The sequence below is a fragment of the Pantoea sp. YR525 genome (genome assembly GCF_900116775.1).
GTDB lineage: Bacteria > Pseudomonadota > Gammaproteobacteria > Enterobacterales > Enterobacteriaceae > Pantoea > Pantoea symbiotica.
The window spans coordinates 677,884-702,345 of record NZ_FPBU01000001.1; the positions used below are offsets into that span (position 1 = coordinate 677,884).

General features: G+C 58.0%; 21 protein-coding genes. 9 read left to right on the forward strand and 12 right to left on the reverse strand.

Going from position 1 to position 24,462, the window contains the following annotated elements; translation table 11 throughout:
• Window positions 1–37: 37 nt before the first annotated feature.
• The 3 genes from glnP to ybiO all read left to right on the forward strand — a co-directional run bounded on the left by glnP (window position 38) and on the right by ybiO (window position 3,824).
• Window positions 38–697 (forward strand): glutamine ABC transporter permease GlnP, encoded by a 660-nt coding sequence (gene glnP, locus BM323_RS03130; protein ID WP_007887744.1) that lies wholly within the window; start codon window positions 38–40, stop codon window positions 695–697.
• A complete protein-coding gene (gene glnQ / locus BM323_RS03135) occupies window positions 694–1,416 on the forward strand; it encodes a glutamine ABC transporter ATP-binding protein GlnQ (RefSeq protein WP_008102550.1) in 723 nt (240 codons plus the stop codon). The genes glnP and glnQ overlap by 4 nt, the downstream gene beginning before the upstream one ends.
• Window positions 1,417–1,547: 131 nt before the next feature.
• Complete coding sequence (ybiO, locus tag BM323_RS03140; RefSeq protein ID WP_008102552.1) at window positions 1,548–3,824, forward strand: mechanosensitive channel protein; 2,277 nt, start codon at window positions 1,548–1,550, stop codon at window positions 3,822–3,824.
• A gap of 2 nt (window positions 3,825–3,826) precedes the next feature.
• On the opposite strand, the gene rlmF is transcribed toward ybiO, so the two are convergent.
• Complete coding sequence (gene rlmF, locus BM323_RS03145; RefSeq protein ID WP_008102554.1) at window positions 3,827–4,753, reverse strand: 23S rRNA (adenine(1618)-N(6))-methyltransferase RlmF; 927 nt, start codon at window positions 4,751–4,753, stop codon at window positions 3,827–3,829.
• Between the two features lie 127 nt (window positions 4,754–4,880).
• Between rlmF and BM323_RS03150 the strand changes: the two genes are divergently transcribed.
• On the forward strand, window positions 4,881–5,510 hold the full coding sequence (locus tag BM323_RS03150) for a flavin reductase family protein (RefSeq protein ID WP_008102556.1): 630 nt from the start codon (window positions 4,881–4,883) through the stop codon (window positions 5,508–5,510).
• Window positions 5,511–5,590: 80 nt separating this feature from the next.
• Here the strand turns inward: BM323_RS03150 and hutH (BM323_RS03155) are convergent, their stop codons facing one another.
• The 7 genes from hutH (BM323_RS03155) to hutI all read right to left on the reverse strand — a co-directional run bounded on the left by hutH (BM323_RS03155) (window position 5,591) and on the right by hutI (window position 12,565).
• Window positions 5,591–7,072 (reverse strand): HAL/PAL/TAL family ammonia-lyase, encoded by a 1,482-nt coding sequence (gene hutH, locus BM323_RS03155; protein WP_008102558.1) that lies wholly within the window; start codon window positions 7,070–7,072, stop codon window positions 5,591–5,593.
• Window positions 7,069–7,863: an ABC transporter ATP-binding protein gene (locus tag BM323_RS03160; RefSeq protein ID WP_008102561.1), complete on the reverse strand. Its 795-nt coding sequence runs from the start codon at window positions 7,861–7,863 to the stop codon at window positions 7,069–7,071. The genes hutH (BM323_RS03155) and BM323_RS03160 overlap by 4 nt, the downstream gene beginning before the upstream one ends.
• Before the next feature lies 1 nt (window position 7,864).
• The gene (locus BM323_RS03165; RefSeq protein ID WP_008102563.1) at window positions 7,865–8,593 is read right to left on the reverse strand and encodes an ABC transporter permease; all 729 of its coding nucleotides are present in this window, start codon (window positions 8,591–8,593) and stop codon (window positions 7,865–7,867) included.
• A gap of 11 nt (window positions 8,594–8,604) precedes the next feature.
• Window positions 8,605–9,324: an ABC transporter permease gene (locus BM323_RS03170; RefSeq protein WP_036647922.1), complete on the reverse strand. Its 720-nt coding sequence runs from the start codon at window positions 9,322–9,324 to the stop codon at window positions 8,605–8,607.
• Window positions 9,325–9,336: 12 nt separating this feature from the next.
• On the reverse strand, window positions 9,337–10,188 hold the full coding sequence (locus BM323_RS03175) for a transporter substrate-binding domain-containing protein (protein ID WP_008102567.1): 852 nt from the start codon (window positions 10,186–10,188) through the stop codon (window positions 9,337–9,339).
• A gap of 371 nt (window positions 10,189–10,559) precedes the next feature.
• Window positions 10,560–11,351, reverse strand: a complete 792-nt coding sequence (gene hutG, locus BM323_RS03180; protein ID WP_008102570.1) for an N-formylglutamate deformylase — start codon at window positions 11,349–11,351, stop codon at window positions 10,560–10,562.
• A complete protein-coding gene (hutI, locus tag BM323_RS03185; protein WP_008102572.1) occupies window positions 11,348–12,565 on the reverse strand; it encodes an imidazolonepropionase in 1,218 nt (405 codons plus the stop codon). Before hutI ends, hutG begins: the two co-directional genes overlap by 4 nt.
• Before the next feature lie 85 nt (window positions 12,566–12,650).
• Here hutI and BM323_RS03190 point away from each other — a divergent pair, with 85 nt between their 5' ends.
• Together BM323_RS03190 and BM323_RS03195 are read left to right on the forward strand one after the other, a co-directional pair.
• On the forward strand, window positions 12,651–14,006 hold the full coding sequence (locus tag BM323_RS03190; protein ID WP_008102574.1) for a formimidoylglutamate deiminase: 1,356 nt from the start codon (window positions 12,651–12,653) through the stop codon (window positions 14,004–14,006).
• The gene (locus BM323_RS03195) at window positions 14,003–14,542 is read left to right on the forward strand and encodes a HutD/Ves family protein (RefSeq protein ID WP_008102576.1); all 540 of its coding nucleotides are present in this window, start codon (window positions 14,003–14,005) and stop codon (window positions 14,540–14,542) included. Before BM323_RS03190 ends, BM323_RS03195 begins: the two co-directional genes overlap by 4 nt.
• Here BM323_RS03195 and hutC read toward each other — a convergent pair.
• Window positions 14,526–15,281 (reverse strand): histidine utilization repressor, encoded by a 756-nt coding sequence (gene hutC, locus BM323_RS03200; RefSeq protein WP_008102577.1) that lies wholly within the window; start codon window positions 15,279–15,281, stop codon window positions 14,526–14,528. The genes BM323_RS03195 and hutC overlap by 17 nt on opposite strands.
• Window positions 15,282–15,600: 319 nt before the next feature.
• Here hutC and hutH (BM323_RS03205) point away from each other — a divergent pair, with 319 nt between their 5' ends.
• The 3 genes from hutH (BM323_RS03205) (at window position 15,601) to BM323_RS03215 (ending at window position 20,197) form a co-directional block, all read left to right on the forward strand.
• Window positions 15,601–17,154, forward strand: coding sequence for a histidine ammonia-lyase (gene hutH, locus BM323_RS03205; RefSeq protein ID WP_008102579.1), 1,554 nt, complete (start codon window positions 15,601–15,603; stop codon window positions 17,152–17,154).
• A gap of 10 nt (window positions 17,155–17,164) precedes the next feature.
• Entirely contained in the window at window positions 17,165–18,850 is a 1,686-nt protein-coding gene (gene hutU / locus BM323_RS03210; RefSeq protein WP_008102581.1) for a urocanate hydratase, read from the forward strand.
• A 189-nt stretch (window positions 18,851–19,039) separates the two neighbouring features.
• Window positions 19,040–20,197 carry a M20 aminoacylase family protein gene (locus BM323_RS03215; RefSeq protein ID WP_008102583.1) on the forward strand — a complete coding sequence of 386 codons (1,158 nt, stop codon included), beginning with the start codon at window positions 19,040–19,042 and terminating at the stop codon, window positions 20,195–20,197.
• 64 nt (window positions 20,198–20,261) lie between these two features.
• Here the strand turns inward: BM323_RS03215 and ybiB are convergent, their stop codons facing one another.
• Genes ybiB through BM323_RS03230 form a run of 3 tightly spaced genes read right to left on the reverse strand, consistent with a single transcriptional unit; the run spans window position 20,262 to window position 24,371 of the window.
• Window positions 20,262–21,230, reverse strand: coding sequence for a DNA-binding protein YbiB (gene ybiB, locus BM323_RS03220; protein ID WP_008102585.1), 969 nt, complete (start codon window positions 21,228–21,230; stop codon window positions 20,262–20,264).
• Between the two features lie 45 nt (window positions 21,231–21,275).
• Window positions 21,276–23,420 (reverse strand): ATP-dependent DNA helicase DinG, encoded by a 2,145-nt coding sequence (gene dinG, locus BM323_RS03225; protein ID WP_008102586.1) that lies wholly within the window; start codon window positions 23,418–23,420, stop codon window positions 21,276–21,278.
• A 54-nt stretch (window positions 23,421–23,474) separates the two neighbouring features.
• On the reverse strand, window positions 23,475–24,371 hold the full coding sequence (locus tag BM323_RS03230; RefSeq protein WP_008102589.1) for a LysR family transcriptional regulator: 897 nt from the start codon (window positions 24,369–24,371) through the stop codon (window positions 23,475–23,477).
• Between the last annotated feature and the right edge of the window lie 91 nt (window positions 24,372–24,462).

Here is a 24,462-nt window from a genome sequence, read left to right on the forward strand (position 1 = left end):
TTTTACATTTCCACGCAACAGATTTTGGAGTCACACCATGGAGTTTGACTGGAGCGTCATTTGGCCTGCCCTGCCGATTTTAATCGAAGGTGCCAAAATGACCCTGCTGATCTCGGTCCTCGGCCTGGTCGGCGGTTTAATTATCGGTTTAGTCGCCGGTTTTGCCCGCGCCTACGGCGGCTGGATCACCAACAACATCGCCTTAGTGTTTATCGAACTGATTCGCGGTACGCCAATCGTGGTTCAGGTGATGTTTATCTACTTCGCCTTGCCGATGGCTTTCCCGGATCTGCGTATCGATCCGTTCAGCGCGGCGGTGGTCACCATCATGATCAACTCCGGCGCCTACATCGCAGAAATCACGCGCGGTGCGGTGCTGTCGATCAACAAAGGCTTCCGTGAAGCGGGTCTGGCGCTGGGTCTGTCGCGCCGCGAAACCCTGCGTTACGTGATCATGCCGCTGGCACTGCGCCGTATGCTGCCACCGCTGGGTAACCAGTGGATTGTCAGCATCAAAGATACGTCGCTGTTTATCGTGATTGGCGTGGCCGAACTGACGCGTCAGGGTCAGGAGATCATTGCCGGTAACTTCCGCGCGCTGGAGATCTGGAGCGCCGTTGCCATTATCTATTTGGTTATTACGTTGGTGTTGAGCTTTGTGCTGCGCCGTATTGAGAAAAGGATGAAAATTCTGTGATTGAATTTAAAAACGTCTCGAAGAATTTCGGCCAGACTCAGGTTCTGCACGGCATCAACCTGAAGATTAATCAAGGCGAAGTGGTGGTGATTATCGGGCCGTCCGGTTCCGGTAAATCCACGCTGCTGCGCTGCATCAACAAGCTGGAAGAGATCACCACCGGTGACCTGATTGTCGATGGCATGAAGGTTAATGATCCGAAAGTGGATGAGCGCCTGATTCGTCAGGAAGCGGGCATGGTGTTCCAGCAGTTCCATCTGTTCCCACAGATGAGCACGCTGGACAACGTTGCCTTTGGCCCGATTCGCGTGCGCGGTGCGAAGAAAGAAGAAGCGCATAAGCTGGCGCGTGAGCTGCTGGGTAAAGTTGGCCTCGCCGAGCGTGCACACCACTTCCCGTCTGAACTTTCTGGCGGTCAGCAACAGCGCGTGGCGATTGCCCGCGCGCTGGCGGTGAAGCCGAAGATGATGCTGTTTGATGAGCCAACCTCAGCGCTGGATCCCGAGCTACGTCACGAAGTGTTGAAAGTGATGCAGGATCTGGCGGAAGAAGGCATGACGATGGTCATCGTGACGCACGAAGTCGGATTCGCTCAGAAAGTGGCTTCGCGTCTGATCTTTATCGATAAAGGTACCATTGCAGAAGATGGCAACCCGGACGATCTGATCACCAACCCGCCAAGCGATCGTCTGCGCGAATTCCTGCAGCACGTCTCCTAATCCGTAGGGTCGCCATTCATGGCGACCTTCTTCTTACCCGCACCCAACAATTTTCCTTTCAGAATCCTAACCTTCCATCACTGACTATACTTCTCTCTTGTGCCGCTGCGCGAAGCTAAAGGAGAAAAGCGATGTCGTCTGCCAGCCCACCATGGCGTTTAGCCATGTGGTTACTCTTCAGTTTGTACACTCTGTTTCTCATTGCCCCGGCGCAGGCGGTTACCCTGCCGCAGGCGGCCGTTGCAGCTCAGCAGTCACAAACCCCGGCAACGAATAGCACAGCCGAAAGCGAACCCAGCTTAGACGAGAAAAAAGCCGCTTATGCCGCGCTGGCGAATATTCTGGATAACAACGCTTCGCGTCAGGAGCTGATCGATCAGTTACGTCAGGCGGCGAACAGCCAATCCACCAGTGAACCGCCGGTGCTGGCACCGCCGCAGGCCAGTGAAGAAGATCCCACGGTGCTGGAGAGCGTCACTAGCGTGACGCGTGAATATGGTGGCGCGGTGGCCGCGCAGTTTGTCCAGCTGCATGACAACATCACCAACGCGCCGCACAAAGCCTTTAACCAACAAACCTTCCTCAACGCGCTGAAATACTTTGCCGCCCTCGCCGCTGCGGTGTTTGCGTTTTACTGGCTGACACGCCGTATGATGTGGCCGATCTGGCGACGCATGGGCCGCTGGGGACGCAATCAAAACCTTGAGCGCACCAAGTGGCTGCACCTGCCCGCCACCATCTTAATGGCCTTTGTGCTCGATATTGTGCTGCTGGCGCTGACGCTGTTTGTCGGGCAGATCATCAGCGACAACTATCACAACAACAACCGCACTATCGCCTATCAGCAAGGTTTGTTCCTTAACGCCTTTGCGTTGATTGAATTCTTTAAAGCGGTGCTGCGTCTGATTTTCTGCCCGCGCTTCCCCACGCTGCGCTTCTTCCACTTAACTGATGCGCGCGCCAGCTACTGGAACACACGTTTGAGCTGGCTGAGCGGCATCATCGGTTATGGTTTACTGGTGGTGGTGCCGATTGTCTCCAATCAGGTCAACATTCAGGTGGCCGCGATGGTCAATATGCTGATTATGGGGATCATGACCGGCTGGGCGCTGTGGCTGATTTTCCGCAACAAAAACAACATCCATCAGGAGTTGTCGCGTCTCGCCGATCGCAGCATGAGCTTCTTTGCGCTGTTCATCCGCGCCTTCGGCATGGTGTGGCACTGGCTGGCCAGCGCCTACTTTATCGCGCTGTTCCTGTTCTCGATCTTCAATCCCGGCGACAGCCTGAAGTTTATGATGTCCGCTACGGTGCGCAGCCTGGCGATTGTGGTCATCGCCGCACTGATTTCCGGCATGCTGACGCGCTGGATTGGCAAAACCGTCACGCTGTCGCCCGATATGCGCCGCAACTATCCCGAGCTGCAAAAGCGCGTCAACGATTGGGTGAAAGCACTGCTGAAACTGGCGCGCGTGGTCACGGTGTTTGCCACGCTATTGCTGCTGCTCAACGCATGGAATCTGTTTGATCTCTGGCACTGGCTCACTCTTGGTACCGGCCAAAAAATGGTGGATGTCCTGATTCGTATCGTGATGATTGTGCTGCTGTCGGCGGTGGGCTGGACGCTGCTGGCAAGTCTGATTGAAAGTCGCCTCGCCTCGGATTCGCACGGCCGCCCGATGCCGAGCGCGCGCACCCGCACGCTGCTGACGCTGTTCCGCAACGCGCTGGCGGTGGTGATCAGCACCATCACCATTATGATTTTGCTGTCGGAAGTGGGTGTAAATATTGCACCGCTGCTGGCCGGTGCCGGCGCGCTCGGTCTGGCTGTGTCGTTCGGTTCACAAACGCTGGTAAAGGACATCATCACCGGCATCTTTATCCAGTTTGAGAACGGCATGAACACCGGTGATTTAGTCACCATTGGCCCAATCACCGGCACGGTAGAACGCATGTCGATTCGCTCAGTGGGCGTGCGTCAGGATACCGGCGCGTATCACATTATTCCGTGGTCATCGATCACCACCTTCGCCAACTTTGTGCGCGGCATCGGATCGTTTGTGGCGAACTACGATGTGGATCGCAGTGAAGATACCGAACGCGTTAACCAAACGCTGCAGGGCGCAGTGAAAGAGCTGCTGGAGAACCCGGAGATTCGCGGCATGGTGATTGGCGAGCCGAGCTTTGCCGGATTAGTGGGATTAACCAACCAATCTTTTACCGTGCGCGTGTCATTCACCACCCAGCCGCTGAAGCAGTGGACGGTACGTTTTGCGCTGGATGATAAGGTGAAGAAGCATTTTGATGCGGCCGGCATTAAAGCGCCGCACCAAACGGTAGAAGTGATGCAAACCGGCAGCGATATTACCTCCGCTGCCAGCTTACCGGCGTTGCCGCCGGCACAATAAGCTTAGCGTTTCAGCCGTTTGGCGCGTGTTGCCGGCGGCTGGAACGTCCAGGCGATAAAGCGGCTCTGCTTCTGCCCTTGCGCCATTTCGATGATGCGCACTTCATAAGCATCAAGATCGCGCAGCTGGTCGCGCAGCGCCGGTAAATTCTCTTTGCGCGAGACCAGCGAGGTGAACCAGATAATATGGTCGGAGTACGCCACGCTTTCAGCGATCATCTGGCCGACGAACTTGCGTTCGCCACCGTCACACCACAATTCATTATGATGACCACCAAAATTGAGCGGCGCGTTTTTGCCCAGGCCGAGGTTACGCGTTTTACGCTGACCTACGGTGGCCGCCTCTTCCGCAGATGCGTGGAACGGTGGATTGCACAGCACCGCGTGATAGTGCTCATTCTTATGCACCACGCCAGCGAAAATCGCCGAGGCATCTTTTTGCCGACGCAGACGCACGGCGCGCTGCAAGCCCGGATTGCTCGCCACAATCTGTCCCGCAACGGTAATCGCTTCGGAGGTGATATCGGTGCCTGTGAAGCGCCAGCCATATTCGGCGTTGCCAATCAGCGGATAGATGCAGTTCGCGCCGCAGCCGATATCCATCACATCCAGATCGCGTGGCACCACGCCGCCGTTATCGCCTGCCAGCAGATCGGCCAGCGCGTGCACATAATCAGCACGGCCCGGCACCGGCGGCGTCAGATAACCTGCAGGCAATTGCCAGTTGAGGTTATAGAACAACTTCAGCAGCGCCTGATTCAGCAGCATCACCGCTTCAGGATCGGCGAAATCCACCGACAACTCGCCGTAGCCGTTGGGACGCACTTTCACCGCCAGCGGCGGATGGGCTGCGGTCAGAGCAGCAAAATCATAACGGCCTTGATGGCGGTTACGCGGATGGAAAGGTGACGTGGCGGCTGGCTTGTTCATAGTTTCTCCGGAAAATAGCGCGGGCGTAAGATACTCTGGCTAGCGGCATCGCACAATGCGCTTAATCGAATTCACCGTATTAGATGAGATTAGTGCACCACACTCAGGTTCCCTTATAAGGATGGTTATGACTCGTCAGCGTTACTCTTATCAGCCCCGCGCTGGGCACGGTTTGCCACACGATCCTTTGAATGCGATCGTCGGCCCTCGCCCAATTGGTTGGGTCAGCTCACAAAGCACCAGCGGTCTGCGTAATCTCGCGCCCTACAGCTTCTTTAACTGCTTCAACTATCATCCGCCCATTATCGGTTTCGCCAGCAGTGGCTGGAAAGACAGCGTGCAGAATATCTCCGAGACCAAAGAGTTTGTCTGGAATCTGGCGACGCGTCCGCTGGCCGAGGCGATGAACGAGAGCTCCGCGTCGGTACCGTCTGATCAAGATGAGTTTGCGCTGGCGGGATTAACGCCGCTCGCCGCATCACACGTCAATGTCAGCATGGTGGCGGAAAGCCCGGTGAATTTTGAGTGTAAGTTGACGCAGCTGATTCAACTGCAGGATGCACAAGGCAACCCGATTGATAGCTGGCTGGTGATGGGCGAAGCGGTCGCCATTCATATTGATGAATCACTGCTGGAAGAAGGGATCTATCAAACCGCCAAAGCGCAGCCAATCCTGCGTGCCGGTGGCCCGTCGGCCTATTACGGCATTAGCGAAGAACTGCGCTTTGATTTGGTGCGCCCGGATGCGCGCCGCTGATCAGCTAATCGTCGGCCAGGTCGCCATAAATGGCGCCCCTACGACCGGGTTTTGTAGGGTCGCCATTTATGGCGACCGCATTACAAACCGCTTTTCAACACCTGCACCGCACGCGCAATCTCTGGCGCCAGCCAGCGATCTTCCTGCCAGTTAGCCACCACCGCGCGCAGGCGACCTAATGCCTGTGCCGTCCCTTGCGCCAGCTGCTCTTCGCCGTGGAAATCCAGCGCCTGCGCCGCCAGCAGATACTCAATCGCCAAAATCTGCCACACGTTGCCCACCAGCTTCATCAGCTTGAGTGCCGCGCCGGTACCCAAGCTGAGATGATCCTCCTGCAAACCCGAGGTCACATAATTATCTAGCACCGCCGGTTGCGCCAGCTGCCGATTCTCCGCACAAAGTGATGCCGCCACATACTGCGCAATCATCATGCCGGAGTTGACGCCCGGCTGCGCCACCAGAAACGCCGGTAAGCCGCTCACCAGCGGATTGACTAACCGATCCAGCCGCCGCTCGGCGATGCTGCCGACTTCCGCCATGGCAATCGCCAGCAGATCCGCCGCCATCGCCACCGATTCGCCGTGCGGATTAGCCTGCGACACCACGCGCCAGTTATCCGGCGTGCCGAGCACCAGCGGATTATCGGTGCAGGCATTAAGTTCGGTTTCAATCTGGCGCGCCGCGTGATCGAACTGATCGCGGCTGGCACCGTGCACCTGCGGCATTGAGCGTAAACTCAGCGCATCCTGGGTGCGAATGCCGACGCTGGTCGCCAGCAGCGGGCTATCACTCAGCAGATCGCGTAAACGCTGACCGCTCAATTGCATGCCCGGACTGGCTTTCAACGCGATCACCTCGGCATCAAAAGCCACCAGCTGTCCACGCAGCGCCTCGAAACTCATCGCGCCGGTGACATCCGCCCAATCCAGTAAACGCGCCGCATCATCCAGCGCCAGGCAGGATAAGCCGGTCATGCATGGCGTGCCGTTGACCAGGCTTAACCCCTCTTTGGCACCCGGACGATAGGGCTGTAATCCCGCCAGCGTTAACGCCTGCGCGGCAGGCATGATCTGGTTTTGATACTCGACGTCGCCAACACCAATCAGCGCCAGCCCGATATGCGCCATATGGCTGAGGTAGCCCACCGAACCCTGCGACGGCACCTGCGGCGTAATCTGCTGATTGAGCAGCGCCAGCAGATGCTGCACCAGCGCCACCGACACGCCCGATTTGCCGTGGCTGTAATTGGCAATTGCCGCACACAGAATGGCGCGCGCCTGCTCACGCGTCAGCAGCGGACCGACGCCACAGGCGTGGCTCAGCAATGTGTTGCGCGACAGCTGGCTGAGCTGATCTTCCGGCAGCGTGATATTGCACAGCGCGCCCAAACCGGTATTGATGCCGTAAGCAATCTGTCCGCTGGCGACAATCTCATCGACAATGGTGCGCCCTTGCGCAATGCGCTGCCAGGCGCTGGCACTCAAACTGAGTTCCGCGTCGTGCCGCGCCACCTGCACCAGCTCTTGCCAGGTTAATGGGCCATCGCCCCACACCACGGTCATGCTGGCTGCTCCGCGCCGTGATGGCTGGAGATAAACTGCTTAAAGCGTTGCGATCCCTGGTCGCCAAACATCTCTTCCGGCGCGCCCTGACAATCAATAGTGCCCTGATGCATAAACACCACGCGGTTGGAGACGTTGCGCGCAAAGCCCATTTCGTGCGTCACCACCAGCATGGTGCGCCCCTCTTCGGCCAGGCTGCGCATCACTTTTAGCACTTCGCCTACCAGCTCCGGATCGAGCGCTGAGGTCGGTTCATCGAACAGCATCACTTCCGGATCCATCGCCAGCGCGCGGGCAATCGCCACGCGCTGCTGCTGGCCGCCCGACAGCTGCGCCGGGTAAAAATCTTTGCGATTGAGTAAGCCGACGCGATCCAGCAGTTGCTCCGCCTGAGCGATGCAGCTTTTCTTGTCGCGCTTCAGCACATAGTGCGGCCCTTCAATGACGTTTTGCAGCACCGTCATGTGTGACCACAGATTAAAGCTCTGGAACACCATGCCGAGGCGTGAACGCAAACGCTCAATCTGCTTCGGATTGGCCGCCAGCTGATGACCGCGCGCATGGCGTTTCATCTCAATGGTTTCACCGCCGACGCTAACGACGCCAGCGTCCGGCGTTTCCAGCAGGTTGATGCAGCGCAGCAAAGTACTTTTGCCCGAGCCGCTGGCACCAAGAATCGAGATGACATCGCCTTTATGCGCCTGCAGCGAAATGCCTTTCAGAACTTCCATCGCGCCAAAGGATTTATGGATATCGGTGGCGGATAAGGTAACGGGTGATGTGGAATGCATATTACTCTCCGGCAAGCGGTTTAACGGCGGGCAACGGCTTTTTTGCGACACGATGCGCCGGGGTCAGACGACGCTCTAACAGCGCGTACAGCTGGACGATAATAAAGTTGAGAATCAGGTAGATCGCCGCCGCACAGACAAACACTTCCATGGTGCGATAGGTACGCTGAATGATCTGCTGCGCCACGCCGGTCACGTCCCAAACGGTGACGAGGCTGGCGAGCGCGGTGGATTTCACCAGCAAAATCGCTTCGGTGGAGTACGCCGGCAGCGCATAGCGCAGCATGATTGGTGCGATAATGCGGCGCAGCAGCAGCCAGCGCGACATACCGCAGGCGAGGCCCGCTTCCACTTGTCCAGCTGGCACGGCGAGCAGCGCCCCGCGCAAGATCTCGGCGGTATAAGCTGCTGTACAGAGTGACAGCGCCAGTACCGCGCAGATAAAGGGTTCGCGCAGGAACGGCCAGACGAAGCTGTGACGGATCACGCCAAACTGCCCAAGACCGTAATAGATGAGAAACAGCTGGATCATCAGCGGCGAGCCGCGAAACACCAGAATGTAGCCGCGCGCGAAACCGCTCAGCACCCGCCAGCGGCTCATGCGCAGGGACAAAATACCAATCGCCAGTAGGCCGCCGCAGATAAAGGCGCTGATAAACAGGCCAAGCGTCACCGGCAGCGCGGCGCTCAGCTTGAGAAAGGTATCAAAGAGAAAAGCGAAGTCGATCATGCTGCTGCTCCTTAATGCTGTGCCGCAGTGCGACTTTGCCACGCACGACCAAGGCGCGATTCCGCCCGACGAAACGCATGATTAGACACCAGCGTCAGCACCAGATAACAGGCGCCGCCGATCAGATAGAAAGTGAAGTAATCGCGTGTGGATCCGGCCGCAACCTGGCTGGCGCGCATCAGCTCGACGATGCCGGTGACCGACACCAGCGCCGAATCTTTCAGGCTCATCTGCCACACGTTCGACATGCCCGGCAGCGCATAACGCACCACCTGCGGCAGCAGAATGCGTTGCGCGATACGCCAGCGCGGCATACCAATCGCCACCGCAGCTTCCACCTCGCCTTTCGACAGCGCCAGGCGCGCCGCGCGATACACTTCACCCTGATACGAACCAGAGATGAGCCCGATAGCCAGCGCACCAATCAGGAACGGCGGCGCTTCGATAAAGCCATCCGCGCCGAACATCTGCCCAACCAACGTAATCAGGCCGGATCCCCCGAAATAGAACAGGTAGATCACCAGCAGTTCCGGGATGCCGCGAAACACCACCGAATAGCTTTCACCCAACCAGCGCAGCCAGCGCTGAGGCGATAATTTGGCGGCCGCCACACCGGAACCGACCACCGCACCAATCATCAGCGCTACCAGCGACAGCAGCAGCGTAGTGCAGGCGGCACTCAGGATCAGGCGGCCCCAACCATCAGCACCAAAACTCAGCAGGCTCATCATCTTTCACCTCACTTACGGGGTTACGTCAGTTTTAAACCACTTCTCACTGAGCTTTTTCACCGTGCCGTCAGCCAGCGCAGCATGAATCGCCTCATCCAGCTTGGCTTTCAAATCGTTATCCGCCATGCGCACGCCCATCGCTTCGCCCTCGCCCCAGATTGGGCCGCCGAGCTGTGGACCGCTGAAGATCAAATTGCTGTTCTCTTTGCGCGCCAGCATCGATTGCGCAAAGGTCACGTCATCGAACACCGCATCGATACGGCCCGATTGCAGATCGAGCATCGCATCTGCCGACGAGGTGTATTCGCGTACGTCAGCATCGCCTTTGAAGTACTTATCGATAAATGGCGTGTAAACCGTGCCCGAGGCGATACCGATGGTTTTACCCTTCAGCGCCGCCTTCAGCGGAGCAATTGCCGCGTTGATCTCTTTCTCATCGTCATGCAGCTTGATGATATTGTGATCGGCTGGCAGCAGCGGGCTATCTTTGGTGGTAATGAAAGTGGCGGGCGTTGAGGCATATGGCGTGGTGAAGTTGACCACTTTTTTGCGATCTGGCGTGATGACAATCGCATCCATGATCACGTCATATTTACCGGCGTTTAGGCCAGCGATCATGCCGTCCCAGTTCTGCACCACCAGCTTGCACTGAATGCCCATGCGCTTGCACAGGTCTTCCATCAGTTCAGGTTCAAAGCCGCCTAACTTGCCGCCCGGCAGCGTCAGGTTCCAGGGTTCATAGCTGCCTTCGGTAGCGATGGTGATCGATTTCCACTCTTTCGCCTGTACGGCAATGCCGCTCATCATCAGGCTGGCAAACAGGGTCGTGAGGCAAAAACGGCGAATCTGAACACGGTGCGTCATGCGGCTTCTCCTGGCTATTAATCGAGTTTGTCAGTCTCTGCTTGTGCAATATTTGCAGATGACCTTTCATGTATATACAAGTTAGCGTGCGGCAGATCATTGTCGGCATAAGCTTTTTGTGAGCCAGCCAGTATAAAAATTAATAATCGCTGCGTGGTCTTTACTTGTACATACAACCTAGCAAGCGCTATGCCAAATCGGCAAAGCCGCAAAATCAGGGGGATTGTCACGCGATGGACGTAATGTTGCACTGTGGTGTAGCAGAGAATGCATTGCGATGGTGCAGTAGGGTCGCCATTCATGGCGACCAATTAACGCTGTGCGTACATTTTAGACGGTCGCCATGAATGGCGACCCTACTAATGTGGTTTTTATTGAGGTTTACCCGCTGCAAGAAACGCCTGCATCAGCGGTTTCAGCACCTTCTGCAACTGCGCAGCGCGATCCTGCTGCCAGGCAAACGGCGGAGTTTCATCCATATAATTAAGCTGCGCCAGCTCCAGCTGCACCGCCTGCACGCCCTGCTCCGGCTGGCCGTAGGCGCGGGTAATGTAGCCACCTTTAAAGCGCCCATTCGCGATCCAGCTGTAATCTTGCTGCTCGCTGCAAACTTGCTTAATCGCCTCGATCACCGCCGTTGAACAACTGGCACCATCGTTGGTCCCGATGTTGAGATCCGGCAATCGTCCCTCAAACAGGCGCGGGATCACCGAGGCGATTGAGTGCGCATCAAACAGCAGCGCGTAACCGTGCTGCGCTTTCAACCGCGCCAGCTCCTGCTGTAGCTGCTGGTGATACGGTTGCCAGATGGTGTCGAGATAACCCTGACGCACCTCGGCGCTCGGCGTTTTACCTGCAGCAAAGGTTGGGCTGCCGTCAAACAAGGTTTCCGGATACAAGCCGGTGGTCGCCGTGGTATAGAGCGGCTGATTATCCGCCGGGCGATTGAGATCGATAACAAAACGCGAATAGTGACCAATCAACACGCTGGCACCAAGATCGCGCACAAAGTCATACAGCAGCGGCAAGTGCCAGTCGGTATCCGGCAGGCCGCGCGCGGCATCGCTCAGGCCGGCGTCTACTTCTGGCGTTAACTGCGTGCCGGCGTGCGGAATGCTAACCAGCAGCGGAATCTTGCCGGCGGTGAAATGAAAAGGTGTCATTGCGCTTCTCCACGATAAATAACCTGGCACGGCAATTCGCCGCCCAGCCAGTAAACCAGCTCTGCCGGACGCGCCAGCGGCCAGTGTACAAAATTCGCGACTTTGCCCGCTTCCAACGAACCGTGCGAGTGCTGTAATCCCAGCGCTTTCGCGCCCCACAAGGTCACGCCCGCCAACGCCTCTTCCGGCGTCAAACCAAATAGCGTGCAGCCCATGTTCAGCATCAGACGCAGCGAAAGCGCCGGTGACGTGCCCGGATTGGCATCGCTGGCCAGCGCCATCGGCACGCCGTGTTCACGGAATAGCGCCACCGGCGGACGCTGAGTTTCGCGCAGCAGATAAAATGCGCCCGGCAGCAACACCGCAACGGTACCGTGCTGCGCCATCGCTTGCGCGTCGGCTTCGGTAGCGTATTCCAGATGATCGGCGGAGAGCGCACCGTAACCCGCCGCCAGCGCCGCGCCGCCGAGCGCCGAAAGCTGCTCGGCATGCAGTTTCACCGGCATGCCCAATGCTTTGGCTGCATCAAATACCGTGCGAACTTGCTCAGGAGAAAAGGCCAAATGCTCGCAAAACGCATCGACTGCATCCGCCAAACCTTCGGCTTTCACCTGCGGCAGCAGGCGCTGGCAGATGATATCGATCCAGCCTTGCGGATTGTCTTTAAACTCCGGCGGGAAACCGTGAGCGGCCAGGCAAGTAGCTTGCACATCGGCGGGCACCGTTTCCGCCAGCTCACGAATAGCGCGCAGCATAGTCAGCTCGCTTGCTTCATCAAGACCGTAACCGGATTTGATCTCCACCGTGGTGACGCCTTCCGCCAGCAGGCGATCCAGCCGCCAGCGCGCACTCGCCACCAGCTCTTGCTGGGAAGCGGCGCGGGTGGCGCGCACCGTAGAGAGAATGCCGCCGCCCTGCGCAGCAATTTCCGCATAACTCACGCCATTAAGACGCTGCTCAAACTCCTGGCTGCGATCGCCGCCAAACACCAGATGCGTATGGCAATCCACCAAACCAGGCGTGATGATGCCGCCGGAAAATTGGTGCTGTTCACGCGCGGCAAAAGACGGGCATTCGCTGCGCGGCCCCACCCAAATCAGTTTTCCCTGATCGACCGCCAGCGCGCCGTCGGCAATCAGATTGTAGTGTCCGTCACGCATCGTAACGATGTCGGCCCCCAGCCACAGGCTGTCGATCTGCTCTGTTTCTGCCATCCCACTCCCCTTCGCGTTCGGCGATTTACACCAGGCTTCAAAGTATGTATATGTATATACAACCTTTCGCCATGCAGGATCAACCATGACAACCTATTTTGCCCCACGCGCGCTGCTGGCCGACGGCTGGCATGAGCGCGTGCTGATTACCACCAACGCAGCTGGACAGATCACACAACTCGCGCCCAACAGCGAGCCCGGCGATGCAACGCGTCTTGCCGGACCGGTGATTCCAGCGATAGCGAATCTGCATTCACACGCTTTCCAGCGCGCGATGGCGGGCCTGGCCGAAGTGGCGGGCGATCCGCAGGACAGCTTCTGGACATGGCGCGATCTGATGTATCGCATGGTGCAGCGCCTGTCGCCCGAACAGGTTGGCGCCATCGCCACGCATCTCTACATCGATATGCTGAAAGGCGGCTACAGCCAGGTGGCGGAATTCCACTATTTGCATCACGATCCACAGGGTAAACCTTACGCCGATGATGCCATGCAGTTAGCACTGATGGCGGCGGCGGATAACGCAGGCATCGGCCAAACCTTGCTGCCGGTGCTCTACAGCTACAGCGGTTTTGGTTCGCAGCCGGCCAGCGACGGCCAGCGCCGTTTCATCCAGCAAACTGACGCCTATCTGCAACAACAGCAGCGCGTGGCAAGCTGGAGCGCGGATAAGCCGCTGCTTAATCATGGCATCTGCTTCCATTCGCTGCGCGCGGTGAATGAAGCGCAGATGCATGAGGTCTTAGCCGCCTGCCCGCAGGATGTGCCGGTGCACATTCACGTCGCCGAGCAGGAGAAAGAGGTTAACGACAGCCTGGCGTGGAGCGGTGAACGTCCGGTGGCGTGGCTGCTCAACCGTTTCAAGGTCGATCAGCGCTGGTGTTTGATTCACGCCACCCATCTTGATGACGATGAAATTCAGCGCATGGCGGCGAGCGGCGCGGTGGCGGGCTTGTGTCCGACCACGGAAGCCAATCTCGGCGACGGCATTTTCCCGGCGGTGGACTACATCGCGCGCGGCGGCCGCTGGGGCATTGGCTCCGACAGCCACGTGTCGCTTAGCGCATTAGAAGAGCTGCGCTGGCTGGAGTACGGTCAGCGACTGCGCGATCGTCGTCGCAACCGCATCACCTTGCCCAATCAACCTTCCGTCGGCGATCTGCTGTGGCAGCAAGCCGCACAGGGTGGTGCGCAGGCGTGTGGCTTATCGGCGGGTGAATTGGCGATCGGCAAACGTGCTGACTGGCTGGTGTTGGCAGAAGACGCGTTCCTCAGCAGCGTCAGCAGCACATCACTGCTAAACCGCTGGCTGTTTGGCGGACAGCGCGAACAGATCCGCGACGTGTTTGTGGCGGGCAAACAGGTAATTAGCGAAGGCCATCATGCGGCAGAAGAGCGCGCGGCAGCGAACTTTGCCGAGGCGATGAGGGCGTTGCAATGAGAACCCGTTTTGCTTATGACCAGCTTCCGGTCAGCCGCTGGCGCAACGGCGGCGGTGAAACGCGGGAAATCGTCAGCTATCCGCAGGGCGACGCACAGTTTGCCTGGCGCGCCAGCATCGCGACTATCTCCGCCGACGGGCCGTTTTCGCCCTTCCCCGGCATCGATCGGGTGATTACCTTGCTGCATGGCGACAGCGTTTTACTTGAGAGTGAACAGGCTCAGCAGCGCTTAACTCAGCTGCAGCCGTGGGCGTTTCCCGGTGAATGGGCAATTGAAGCTAAAATTTCGGGCAGCTGTCAGGATTTCAATATCATGACGCGGCGCGACAGTTGGCGTTCTGCGTTGAGCATCGCGCAAGAAACGGTCAGCAGTGAAAACGGTGTGGGGTGGGTGGTGGCGGGCACATGGCAAACATCGGCCGGAGAAACGCTGGCGGTGGATCAGGGGATGTGGTGGCTGGATGAAAAGCTACAGCTGGCACCACAAACGTCGGATGCCAGACTGTTATTTGTCACGCTTAACCGTGTCCTCTAAAGCGACCCAGCAACTTATAGCGCGATCCTGGATAAAGCAGGCGCGCGTAGGTCACAATCTTGTTGTCGCTCCACGTCTGACGACGAATCAACAGGCACGGCTCATGTTCATCCAGCGCCAGATGCTTACGCTGGCGCAGATCCGGCAGCACCGCTTCAACAATATGCTCACCGGCGGTCAGCGGGGCAACGCGCATCAAATAGGTGTACGGCGTCAGCTGATGATAATCCTGACTGAGATAATCCGGCGCCACCAGCGGATTGACCAAACGATCTTCCAGCTGCACCGGCAGATCGTTTTCGTAATGCACAATCAGCGAATGGAACAGCGTTTGCCCGGTAGATAATCCAAGCACCGCCGCCTGTTCTGGATCGGCCTTCATCTGCCCAATCGACAAAATCTTGCAGCTGTGACGATGACCGCGCTGCGCAATTTCATCGGCGATGTTGTGCACTTCCAGCATCGCAGTGTAGCCCTTCATCTCAGCGACAAAGGTGCCTACGCCCTGCATGCGCACCAGAAAACCTTCGCTGGTGAGTTCACGCAGCGCGCGGTTAATGGTCATGCGACTGACACCCAGCTCGTTTACCAGTTCACTTTCAGACGGCACACGCTGATTGGCTTTCCAGTGGCCTTCACGGATCTGGCTAACGATTGCCTGCTTCACCCGCTGGTAAATCGGCGCAGGCTCATCGCCCATCGCCGCAGCCAGCTGTGCTACTGCTGTTTGCTCCGCCATTTCCTGTTCCTTTAAAGAATAATGCCCAAAGTTTACTGTCTCAGCCGGTAAATGTATATACATCTAATTGTGCAATCCGCCCAGCAGTGGTGCAGCTTTCGTGCCATTACGGTGCAATCACGCTGCGGTTTCGCTTCTTTAACCGCTTTGCGCCGCATTTCACAGAACAAGAACAATCTGGCATAGCGCTTGCTACTTGTATAGACAAGATTAGACACTTATGCTTCACTCATCGCAATCCACGGCAAATCGGACAGCCACATCGCAAAATATTGGCGTCCGATTCATGCCAGAACACTTGTATAGACAGGAGTAGACTATGTCAGGTTCGGTTCAGGAAATTCGCCTCGTTCCCGGTGAAGTGGACCTCGCGACCTTGCGCTGCATTTATCAAAGCAAGGTAACGCTCACGTTGGCCGATGAAGCGCGCGCAGCGATTGCCCGTGCCCATGAAACCGTCGATGCCATCGTCGCATCCGGCAAAGTGGTGTACGGCATCAACACCGGTTTCGGCAAGCTGGCGCAGACGCAGATCCCTTCGGCGCGGCTGGCAGAGCTGCAGCGCAATCTGGTGCTGTCGCACAGCGTTGGCCTGGGCGATTTGCTGCCGGACAACGTGGTGCGGCTGGTGGTTGCCACCAAAATTATCAGCCTGGCGCGCGGTCACTCTGGCGTGCGCATTGAACTGATTGAAGCGCTGCTGGCGCTGTTCAACGCGGGCGTGATGCCGTGCATTCCGGAGAAAGGATCGGTTGGCGCGTCAGGCGATCTGGCGCCGCTGGCGCATATGTCGCTGATGCTGCTGGGCGAAGGTCAGGTACGCGTCGATGGCGAATTAATTCCTGCAACTGAAGGCTTAGCGCGCGTTGGCCTGCAGCCGATAGTGTTGGGCCCTAAAGAAGGTCTGGCGCTGCTCAACGGCACGCAGGTCTCTAACGCGCTAGCGCTGCGCGGTCTGTTCGAAGCGGAAAATCTGTTCGCTGCCGGCCTGATGGCCGGCGCGCTGTCGCTGGAAGCCATTAAAGGTTCGGTGAAACCTTACGATGCGCGTATTCACGAAGCGCGTGGTCAGGTTGGACAGATTAACGTTGCCGCTGCCGTCTCCTCTTTATTATCCGGCAGTGAAATCCTCGGCTCGCACACCAACTGTGGTCGCGTGCAGGATCCCTACTCGATTCGCTGCGTGCCACAGGTGATGGGCGCCTGCCTGGATAACCTGACGCACGCCGCGCGCGTATTACAGATTGAAGCCAACGCCGCCTCCGATAATCCGCTGGTGTTCAGCGACAGCGGCGATGTGATTTCTGGCGGCAACTTCCACGCTGAGCCGGTGGCTTTCGCCGCCGATATTCTGGCGCTGGCGATTGCCGAAATCGGCGCAATCTCCGAGCGTCGTCTGGCGCTACTGCTGGATACCGGTCTTTCCGGTTTGCCGCCGTTCCTCGTCAATGATGGCGGCGTTAACTCCGGCTTTATGATCGCCCAGGTCACTGCGGCGGCGCTGGCGTCTGAGAACAAATCGCTGGCGCATCCGGGCAGCGTGGATAGCTTGCCGACCTCCGCTAACCAGGAAGATCACGTTTCGATGGCGACCTACGCAGCCCGCCGCCTCGGCAGCATGTGCTTCAACACCGCTGCTGTAGTGGGTATTGAAGCGATGACCGCTGCACAAGGCATCGATTTCCATCGTCCGCTGCAGAGCTCGCCGACGCTGGAACAGGAGATGAGCCGCATCCGCGAGAACGTGGCCTTCCTCGATCACGACCGTTTACTGGCGCCGGATATCGAATCCATGCGTCTGTGGGCCAGCGCATCCGCTTGGCCTGAATCCCTTACCGCGCTGCTGCCAAGCCAGCGTAAGACTGTTAATTAAGGAATCGATGATGAGCGAAACTTTGACTCAGGCTGTAGCCCGTGAAATCCGTGCGCCGCGCGGTAATGAATTACACTGCGCCAACTGGTTGATTGAAGCGGCTTACCGCATGATCCAGAACAACCTCGATCCTGACGTGGCGGAACGCCCGGAGGATTTGGTGGTATACGGCGGCATCGGTAAAGCCGCACGTAACTGGGAGTGCTTCGAGCAAATTCTGCGTTCATTGCGCGCGTTGCAGCCGGAAGAGACGCTGTTGATCCAGTCCGGCAAGCCGGTGGGTGTGTTCCGCACTCATGCCGATGCACCGCGCGTGCTGCTGGCTAACTCGAATCTGGTGCCACATTGGGCCAACTGGGATCACTTCCACGAGCTGGATCAAAAGGGCCTGATGATGTACGGCCAGATGACCGCCGGTTCATGGATCTACATCGGTGCGCAGGGCATCGTGCAAGGTACTTTTGAAACCTTCGCCGAAGCCGGTCGCCAGCATTACGACAGCAACCTCAGCGGCCGCTGGATCCTCACCGCCGGTTTAGGTGGTATGGGCGGCGCACAACCGCTGGCTGGCGTGTTGGCCGGTGCCAGCGTGCTGGCCATTGAGTGCCAGGAATCACGCATCGATTTTCGTATCCGTACTCGCTACGTTGATCACAAAGCCTACACGCTGGACGAAGCGCTGGCGCTGATTGATCAGGCGAATAAAGAGAAGCGCGCCATTTCTGTTGGCTTGCTGGGTAACGCCGCTGAAATCGTGCCGGAGCTGGTGAAACGTGCCAAAGCGGGCGGCATGAAGCCGGATATCGTCACCGATCAAACTTCGGCGCACGATCCGATTAACGGTTATCTGCCGGTCGGTTGGGATGTGGCGCGCTGGGAAGCCGAGCGTATCAGCAACCCGAAAGCGGTGGAGAAAGCCGCGCGCGCCTCAATGGCGGTGCATGTGCAGGCGATGCTGGACTTCCATCACATGGGCGTCCCGACCGTGGATTACGGCAACAACATCCGTCAGGTGGCGCTGGATGAAGGCGTGAAAAATGCTTTCGATTTCCCGGGCTTTGTGCCGGCCTATATTCGCCCGCTGTTCTGCGAAGGCAAAGGTCCGTTCCGCTGGGTGGCGCTGTCAGGCGATCCAGAAGATATCTACAAAACAGATGCCAAACTGAAAGAGCTGTTCCCGGATCACCAGAATCTGCACCGCTGGCTCGACATGGCGCAGGAGCGCATCGCCTTCCAGGGCTTACCGGCGCGTATCTGCTGGCTGGGTCTTGGCGAGCGTCACAAAGCGGCGCTGGCGTTCAACGAAATGGTGCGTAACGGCGAGCTGAAAGCGCCGATCGTCATTGGTCGCGATCATCTGGATTGCGGTTCCGTGGCGTCACCGAACCGTGAAACCGAAGCTATGAAGGACGGCTCGGATGCCGTATCGGATTGGCCGCTGCTGAATGCCCTGCTGAACACCGCAGGCGGCGCGACCTGGGTGAGTCTGCACCATGGCGGCGGCGTCGGCATGGGCTTCTCGCAGCACTCAGGTGTAGTGATCGTGTGTGACGGCACTAAAGAAGCCGATGCGCGCTTAGGCCGCGTGTTGTGGAACGATCCGGCCACTGGCGTAATGCGTCACGCGGATGCCGGTTATGAACTAGCGCAAAGCTGCGCACAGGAACACGGCTTAAACCTGCCGATGCAGAAATAACGTTCACCTCGCGCATTATCATTGTAGGGTCGCCATTCATGGCGACCTCTTTTATTAAAACCCGCATATTCCATTCCGCTATACCCTATAGCCAAATTATTCCGTTCCGCGATAGACGCCGCCATGCGCTTGCCACTACAGTAAATACATTATTTTGCAGCTCACGCTGCTAATGGAGAGCCTTACCTTATGAGCCTGCCTGCTGCACTGCTGGAAAACGCCCTCGACTGGCGTCGTCAGTTACACCAACATCCTGAACTGGGTTACCAGGAGCAGCAGACCAGCGAGCTCGTCGCGAAGGTACTTACTGATGCCGGATTACAGGTATTTCGTGGCTTAGCCGGCACCGGCGTCATCGGCACCTTAGAGAACGGTCCCGGACCGGTTATTGGCCTGCGCGCCGATATGGATGCGTTACCGATCACCGAAAAAGGCGCGCCGCAGTGGAAGTCGCAAAAAGCCGGCGTTATGCACGCTTGTGGCCATGATGGTCACACTTCTATTCTGCTGGCTGCGGCCTGTCAGCTGGCGGCCACGCGCAACTTCAGCGGTACCATTCACTTCATCTTCCAGCCCGCCGAGGAGAATCTCGGTGGCGCGCGCAAGATGGTGGAAGAAGGTTTGTTCCAGCGCTTCCCGATGGATGCGGTTTACGCCATGCACAACTGGCCGGGTATGCCGGTGGGCACGCTGGCGGTGAACCCGGATGCGATGATGGCATCACTCGACTCGTTCGAAATTACGCTGCACGGTAAAAGCTGCCACGCGGCGATGCCGGAGAGCGGTGCCGATCCAATGGTGGTAGCCGCCGAACTGATTCTGGCGCTGCAAACCATTCCGTCGCGTCGTCTGTCACCGCTGGCTTCGGCGGTGGTGAGCGTGACGCAGATTCACGGTGGTGAAGCGATTAACGTCATTCCTGAGCAGATTGTGTTGCGCGGTACGGTGCGATGTTTGCAGACCGACGTGCGCAATCGCGTGCGCGGTCTGATTGAGGATTTTGTCACTACGTTGCCGCGCCCGTTTGGCGTCAGCGGCGAGATTCACTGGTATCCCGGTTATCCGGTCACCGCCAACCATGCAGAGCAAGCCGAACAGGTGCGTGCGGTGGCGGTTGATGTGCTCGGCGAGTCGCAGGTGCATTGGCAGGTGAACCCTTCAATGGCTTCGGAAGATTTTGCCTGCATGATGGAAGCCTGTCCCGGCGCCTATTTCTGGCTCGGTGCCGATGGCGCAACGCCGTCCGCCCCGCTGCATAACGCCCATTACGACTTTAATGATGAGCTGCTGCCGATCGGTATTACCTTCTGGCAGCGGTTGGTGGAGAGCGTGTTAGCGAAAGCGTGATTACGTGTTTGCGGTCGCCATAAATGGCGACCCTACGAAAACCGCGCGATGCACCTGGCAGAACTCAGATTCCCGCCTGTTTTAACCGCCCTTCCGCGTCCGCCATGCTGACCGATTCCCCGGTTGCCACCAAACAACACGCCAGCTGCAAACGCAGCGCCTGTGGGACCGCGCGTTCCCCGACTAACACCTGATTGATCCACTCGGCGGTATCCTGCGCGCTTTTGCTTTCCGGCAGTTCAACGCTGACTTCCGGCTGGCGTTCAACCCATACTTCCGCTTCTGCACCCGCACCGCGAATGAAGTTAATCGCCGGGCAGCGCTGCGGATTGGCATACACCTCGCCTTCGGTGCCGTTGAGCAGAATTGCCGGTGCATCGATATCCTGGAAGAATTTCCCTACGCGCGGCACATATTCCGGATGCGAGACGCTGGCCAGACGCAGCGCGGCGCGTTCGGCAAACGGCGTCGCCAGTTTCGCCAGCGTATGCGCACTGTTACGCACGCCCATGCGCCAGCGCAGCGACAGCTGTTGCGCCATCGGCGCACACAGATGATCAATGGTGATAAATGCCAGCTCGCCGTTATCCAGCTTCGCCTGCGCCTGTGCGGCGGAGGTCATGGGCGCGATGTCCAGCGCCGCCAGCACCGCTTCGGTGGTGATGCGCGTGGGATCATCGCTAACGCCGTGCAGCAGCACCGGGAAGCCGAGTTTCACCAGCAGCAGCGCCAGCAGCGGCGTCAGATTGCCCTGACGACGCGCACCGTTGTAGCTGGGAATAACAATCGGCATCGGACGATGAGCCGGTGCCTGCAACCGCATCATCTGCTGCTGCATCGCGTGGTAAAAACCGCGCATCTCCTCTTCGCCTTCGCCCTTGATGCGCAGCGCAATCAGCACGCCACCCAATTCCAGCTCCGGCACTTCACCGGCCAGCATCGCGTTGTAGAGCGCCTGCGCGGTGTCGAAATCGATATCGCGCGCGTGATTTTTACCGCGCCCAATCTCTTTAATGATTTTATTCAGTTCCATCAGGCATTCCCGCTTCCAGGGCGCGCCGCCATGCGGCTGCCAAAGTTAGATTTTCTTACTGCGACTTTTTTTCGGCTTGTCACTGCTGGCTTCCGGCATCGGCGGTTGCTCAATCGGGAACACCGGTAACGCGGCCAGCAGTCGGCTGCCATAAGCTTTGTTGAGCAGGCGGCGATCGTAAATCACGATTTCGCCAAAGCAGCTGTGGCTGCGAATCAAACGTCCTACCTGTTGAATCAAGGTAAAGGAGGCGCTCGGCAAGCTCTGCACCTCGAACGGATAACGTTTCAGGCTCTTCAGCCATTCGCCCTCGGTCAAAATTACCGGACTGTCCACCGGTGGAAAAGCGATTTTATGGATATGCACCTGCGACAGCAGATCGCCTTTCAAATCCAGCCCTTCGGCGAACGATTGCAGCCCGACCAGGATACTGGTTTTACCAGCTTCAACGCGTTCCCGGTGCAGCGCCACGAGGCGCGAACGTGGCTGGTCACCTTGCACCAGCATTGATAAACGCAGCTCCGGAATGTGCGCGACAAACTGCTGCATCGCGCGGCCGCTGGCGAACAGCACCAGCACGCCTTTGTGCTTCTCTTCGGCTATCTGCTGACGGAAGAAGCGCGCCATCTCCGCGATGTGTTCCGCTTCCTGCGCCATCTGCGGCTCAAACTGCATCTGCGGAATCACCAGCTTGCCCTGATCGATATGGTTAAACGGTGAATCCAGCGCCACAAAGCGGTCGCCGGCTTTCTCGCTCAATCCCGACATCTCCTGCAAACGGTTGAAGCTGTTGAGCGATCGCAAAGTGGCGGAAGTCACCACCACATGCGGGATTTTGCGCCACAGGATTTTTTCCAGCTGATCGCTCACGCGGATACCCGCACAGTGGAACAGCAGATGTGCCTGGCCTTCACGGATCTCACGCGTAATCCACTTCGACACCGGCGCATTCGAAGCTTTCTCCATCGCCGCCAGCCGCCACAATTTACTGATTGATTCGAACCAGCCAAAGTGGCGATTGAGCTGAATAATCGCTTTATGCAGCCGCATGATGTCGGCTTTACCGGTTTGATCGCCCAACTCATTGAGCAGGCCTTCGCTCAGGCCACGCAGCGCATCGCTCAGTTTGAACAGCCGCGCGCACAGGCTCAGCAGCTCTTCAGGCAATTCGCCCAGCACAAAGCGGAACTCGCCCGGCTGATTATGGCCCGGCAACAGCGGATTGAGGGCATCGCAGAGAATCTGCAGCAGCTCACGCATTTCATCGCAGTGGCCTTTCAGGCGTTCCGGATTGGTGAGCGGCGGCGGCGATTTCGGGCGGAACTGCACCATGATGGTTTCCACCAGCCGCACAAACAGATCGAGCTGCAAACTGCTCCAGCCTGGCGTGATCTCTGCGCTCATCTCCAGCGCATCGCGCGCCACTTCCGGCAGATGATGGCCTTCGTCCAGCACCAGCATCAGGTTTTTCGCCGGTGGCAGCACCGATTCATTCTCCATCGCCGCCATCACCAGCGCATGGTTGGCGACCACCACATCCGCCTGCTCAATTTCGCGACGCGCGACAAAGAACGGGCATTCACGATACCAGCGGCAGTGATGGCCGAGGCAGTTGGCTTTGTCGGTGGAGAGGCGTTGCCACAAGCTGTCGTCAATGTTGACATCGGTGTGATCGCGCAAGCCATCCCAGCGGTAGCTGCTGAGCTGCTTCTCCAGCTTGGCGCAGAATTTCTGCTCCTCTTTCGAGCCGGTGACCGCCTCTTCATCAAGATAGAGCAGCAAATCGCCCTGCTGATCTTCGGTCGCCGCCAGCGCCGCAAGGTTGCGTGGACAAACATAGCGTCCACGGCCAAAGGCAGCGGTAAAGGTGAGATCGGGGATGATTTTCTTCAGCAGCGGCAGATCCTTGGTGAAGATCTGATCCTGTAATGCCACGTTGGCGGTGCTGATCACCAGCCGTTTTTCCTCGGCGCGGCTTACCGCAATACCGGGAATTAAATAAGAGAGGGTTTTGCCGACGCCGGTTGGCGCTTCAATCGCCAGATGACGCCCTTCGTCACCGGCCAGACTTTTCGCCACTTCGGCAATCATCTGGCGCTGCGGCGCGCGCGGGATAAAGTCAGGAACCTGCTGCTGCAGCGCCTTATACCATTGCGCAATCTGGCTTTTTATCGCTGCTGTCAGGGCCATTTTCGTTACTGTTTGCTGAATTGGCCTGTATTTTTACACAGTATTGGCGCAGCGTCAGCTTTCGCTGCTATTTTTTCGCGCTGGATTCAGAATTTCACGCATCGCGCGGATCAAGGTTTCCCGCGCGCGCCCACGGCGAAAAGCAAAAGAGAAAGGCGCGCGGAAGTGGAAATGGTGCGGCAGCAAGCGACGCAGCGCGCCCTGCTGTTCCCAGCTGCGTGCATAGTGTTCGGGTAAATAGCCGATGAAGCGGCCGGAGAGAATCAGCGTCAGCTGCGCTTCAATGCTCTCCACCGATGCGTTGCTCTGGCGAAAGCCGCGCTTGTTCAGCTCCTGCTGATTCCAGTAACGCCGCGTCACCATGCCGGTTTGCTGCACGGTGCGCACATCCGGATGACCTTCAGCCAGCGGATGTTCCGGGCTGCAATAGAGCCAATGCTGCTCTTCATACAGCGGAATGGTCACCAGATTGCTGGCGCGCAGCGGGAAGTGACCAATCGCCAAATCCAGCCGATCCTCCAGCAACTGCTGCTGCAACTCATTGGGATCGCGCACGCTCAGATTGAAAAACACCGCCGGAAAGCGCTGATTAAAGCGCGCAATCGCAGCGGGCAGATCCAGCGTACTGTCGGTGACGGTGGCATCCACCACGCCAAGCGAAAAAGTGCCGCCCTGCGCGCTTTTCAGCGTTTCCACCTGCTCCTGCCAACCCGCCAACGTCGCCAGCATCTCCTGACTGTAGCGATAAAACTGCTCGCCTTTGCTGGTCAGGGTAAAGCCGCCGCGTCCGCGCTGACAGAGGATAAAACCGAGCTGAGTTTCCAGCTCGCTCATGTAGGCGCTGATGGCGGGCGTGGTCATGTTCAGCGCCTGCTGCGCGCGCGAATAGCCCTGATTTTCCACCACGCTGGCGAACACCTGCAGCAGTTTAAGGTTGGGAAGCGTCTGCACCGATTTTCCTTCAGTGATTGCTAACTAAAGTTAAGTAATCTCTGAAGTGATTATCTGCTGTCAAGGATTTTTCCGGCGCGCAGGCTGGGTA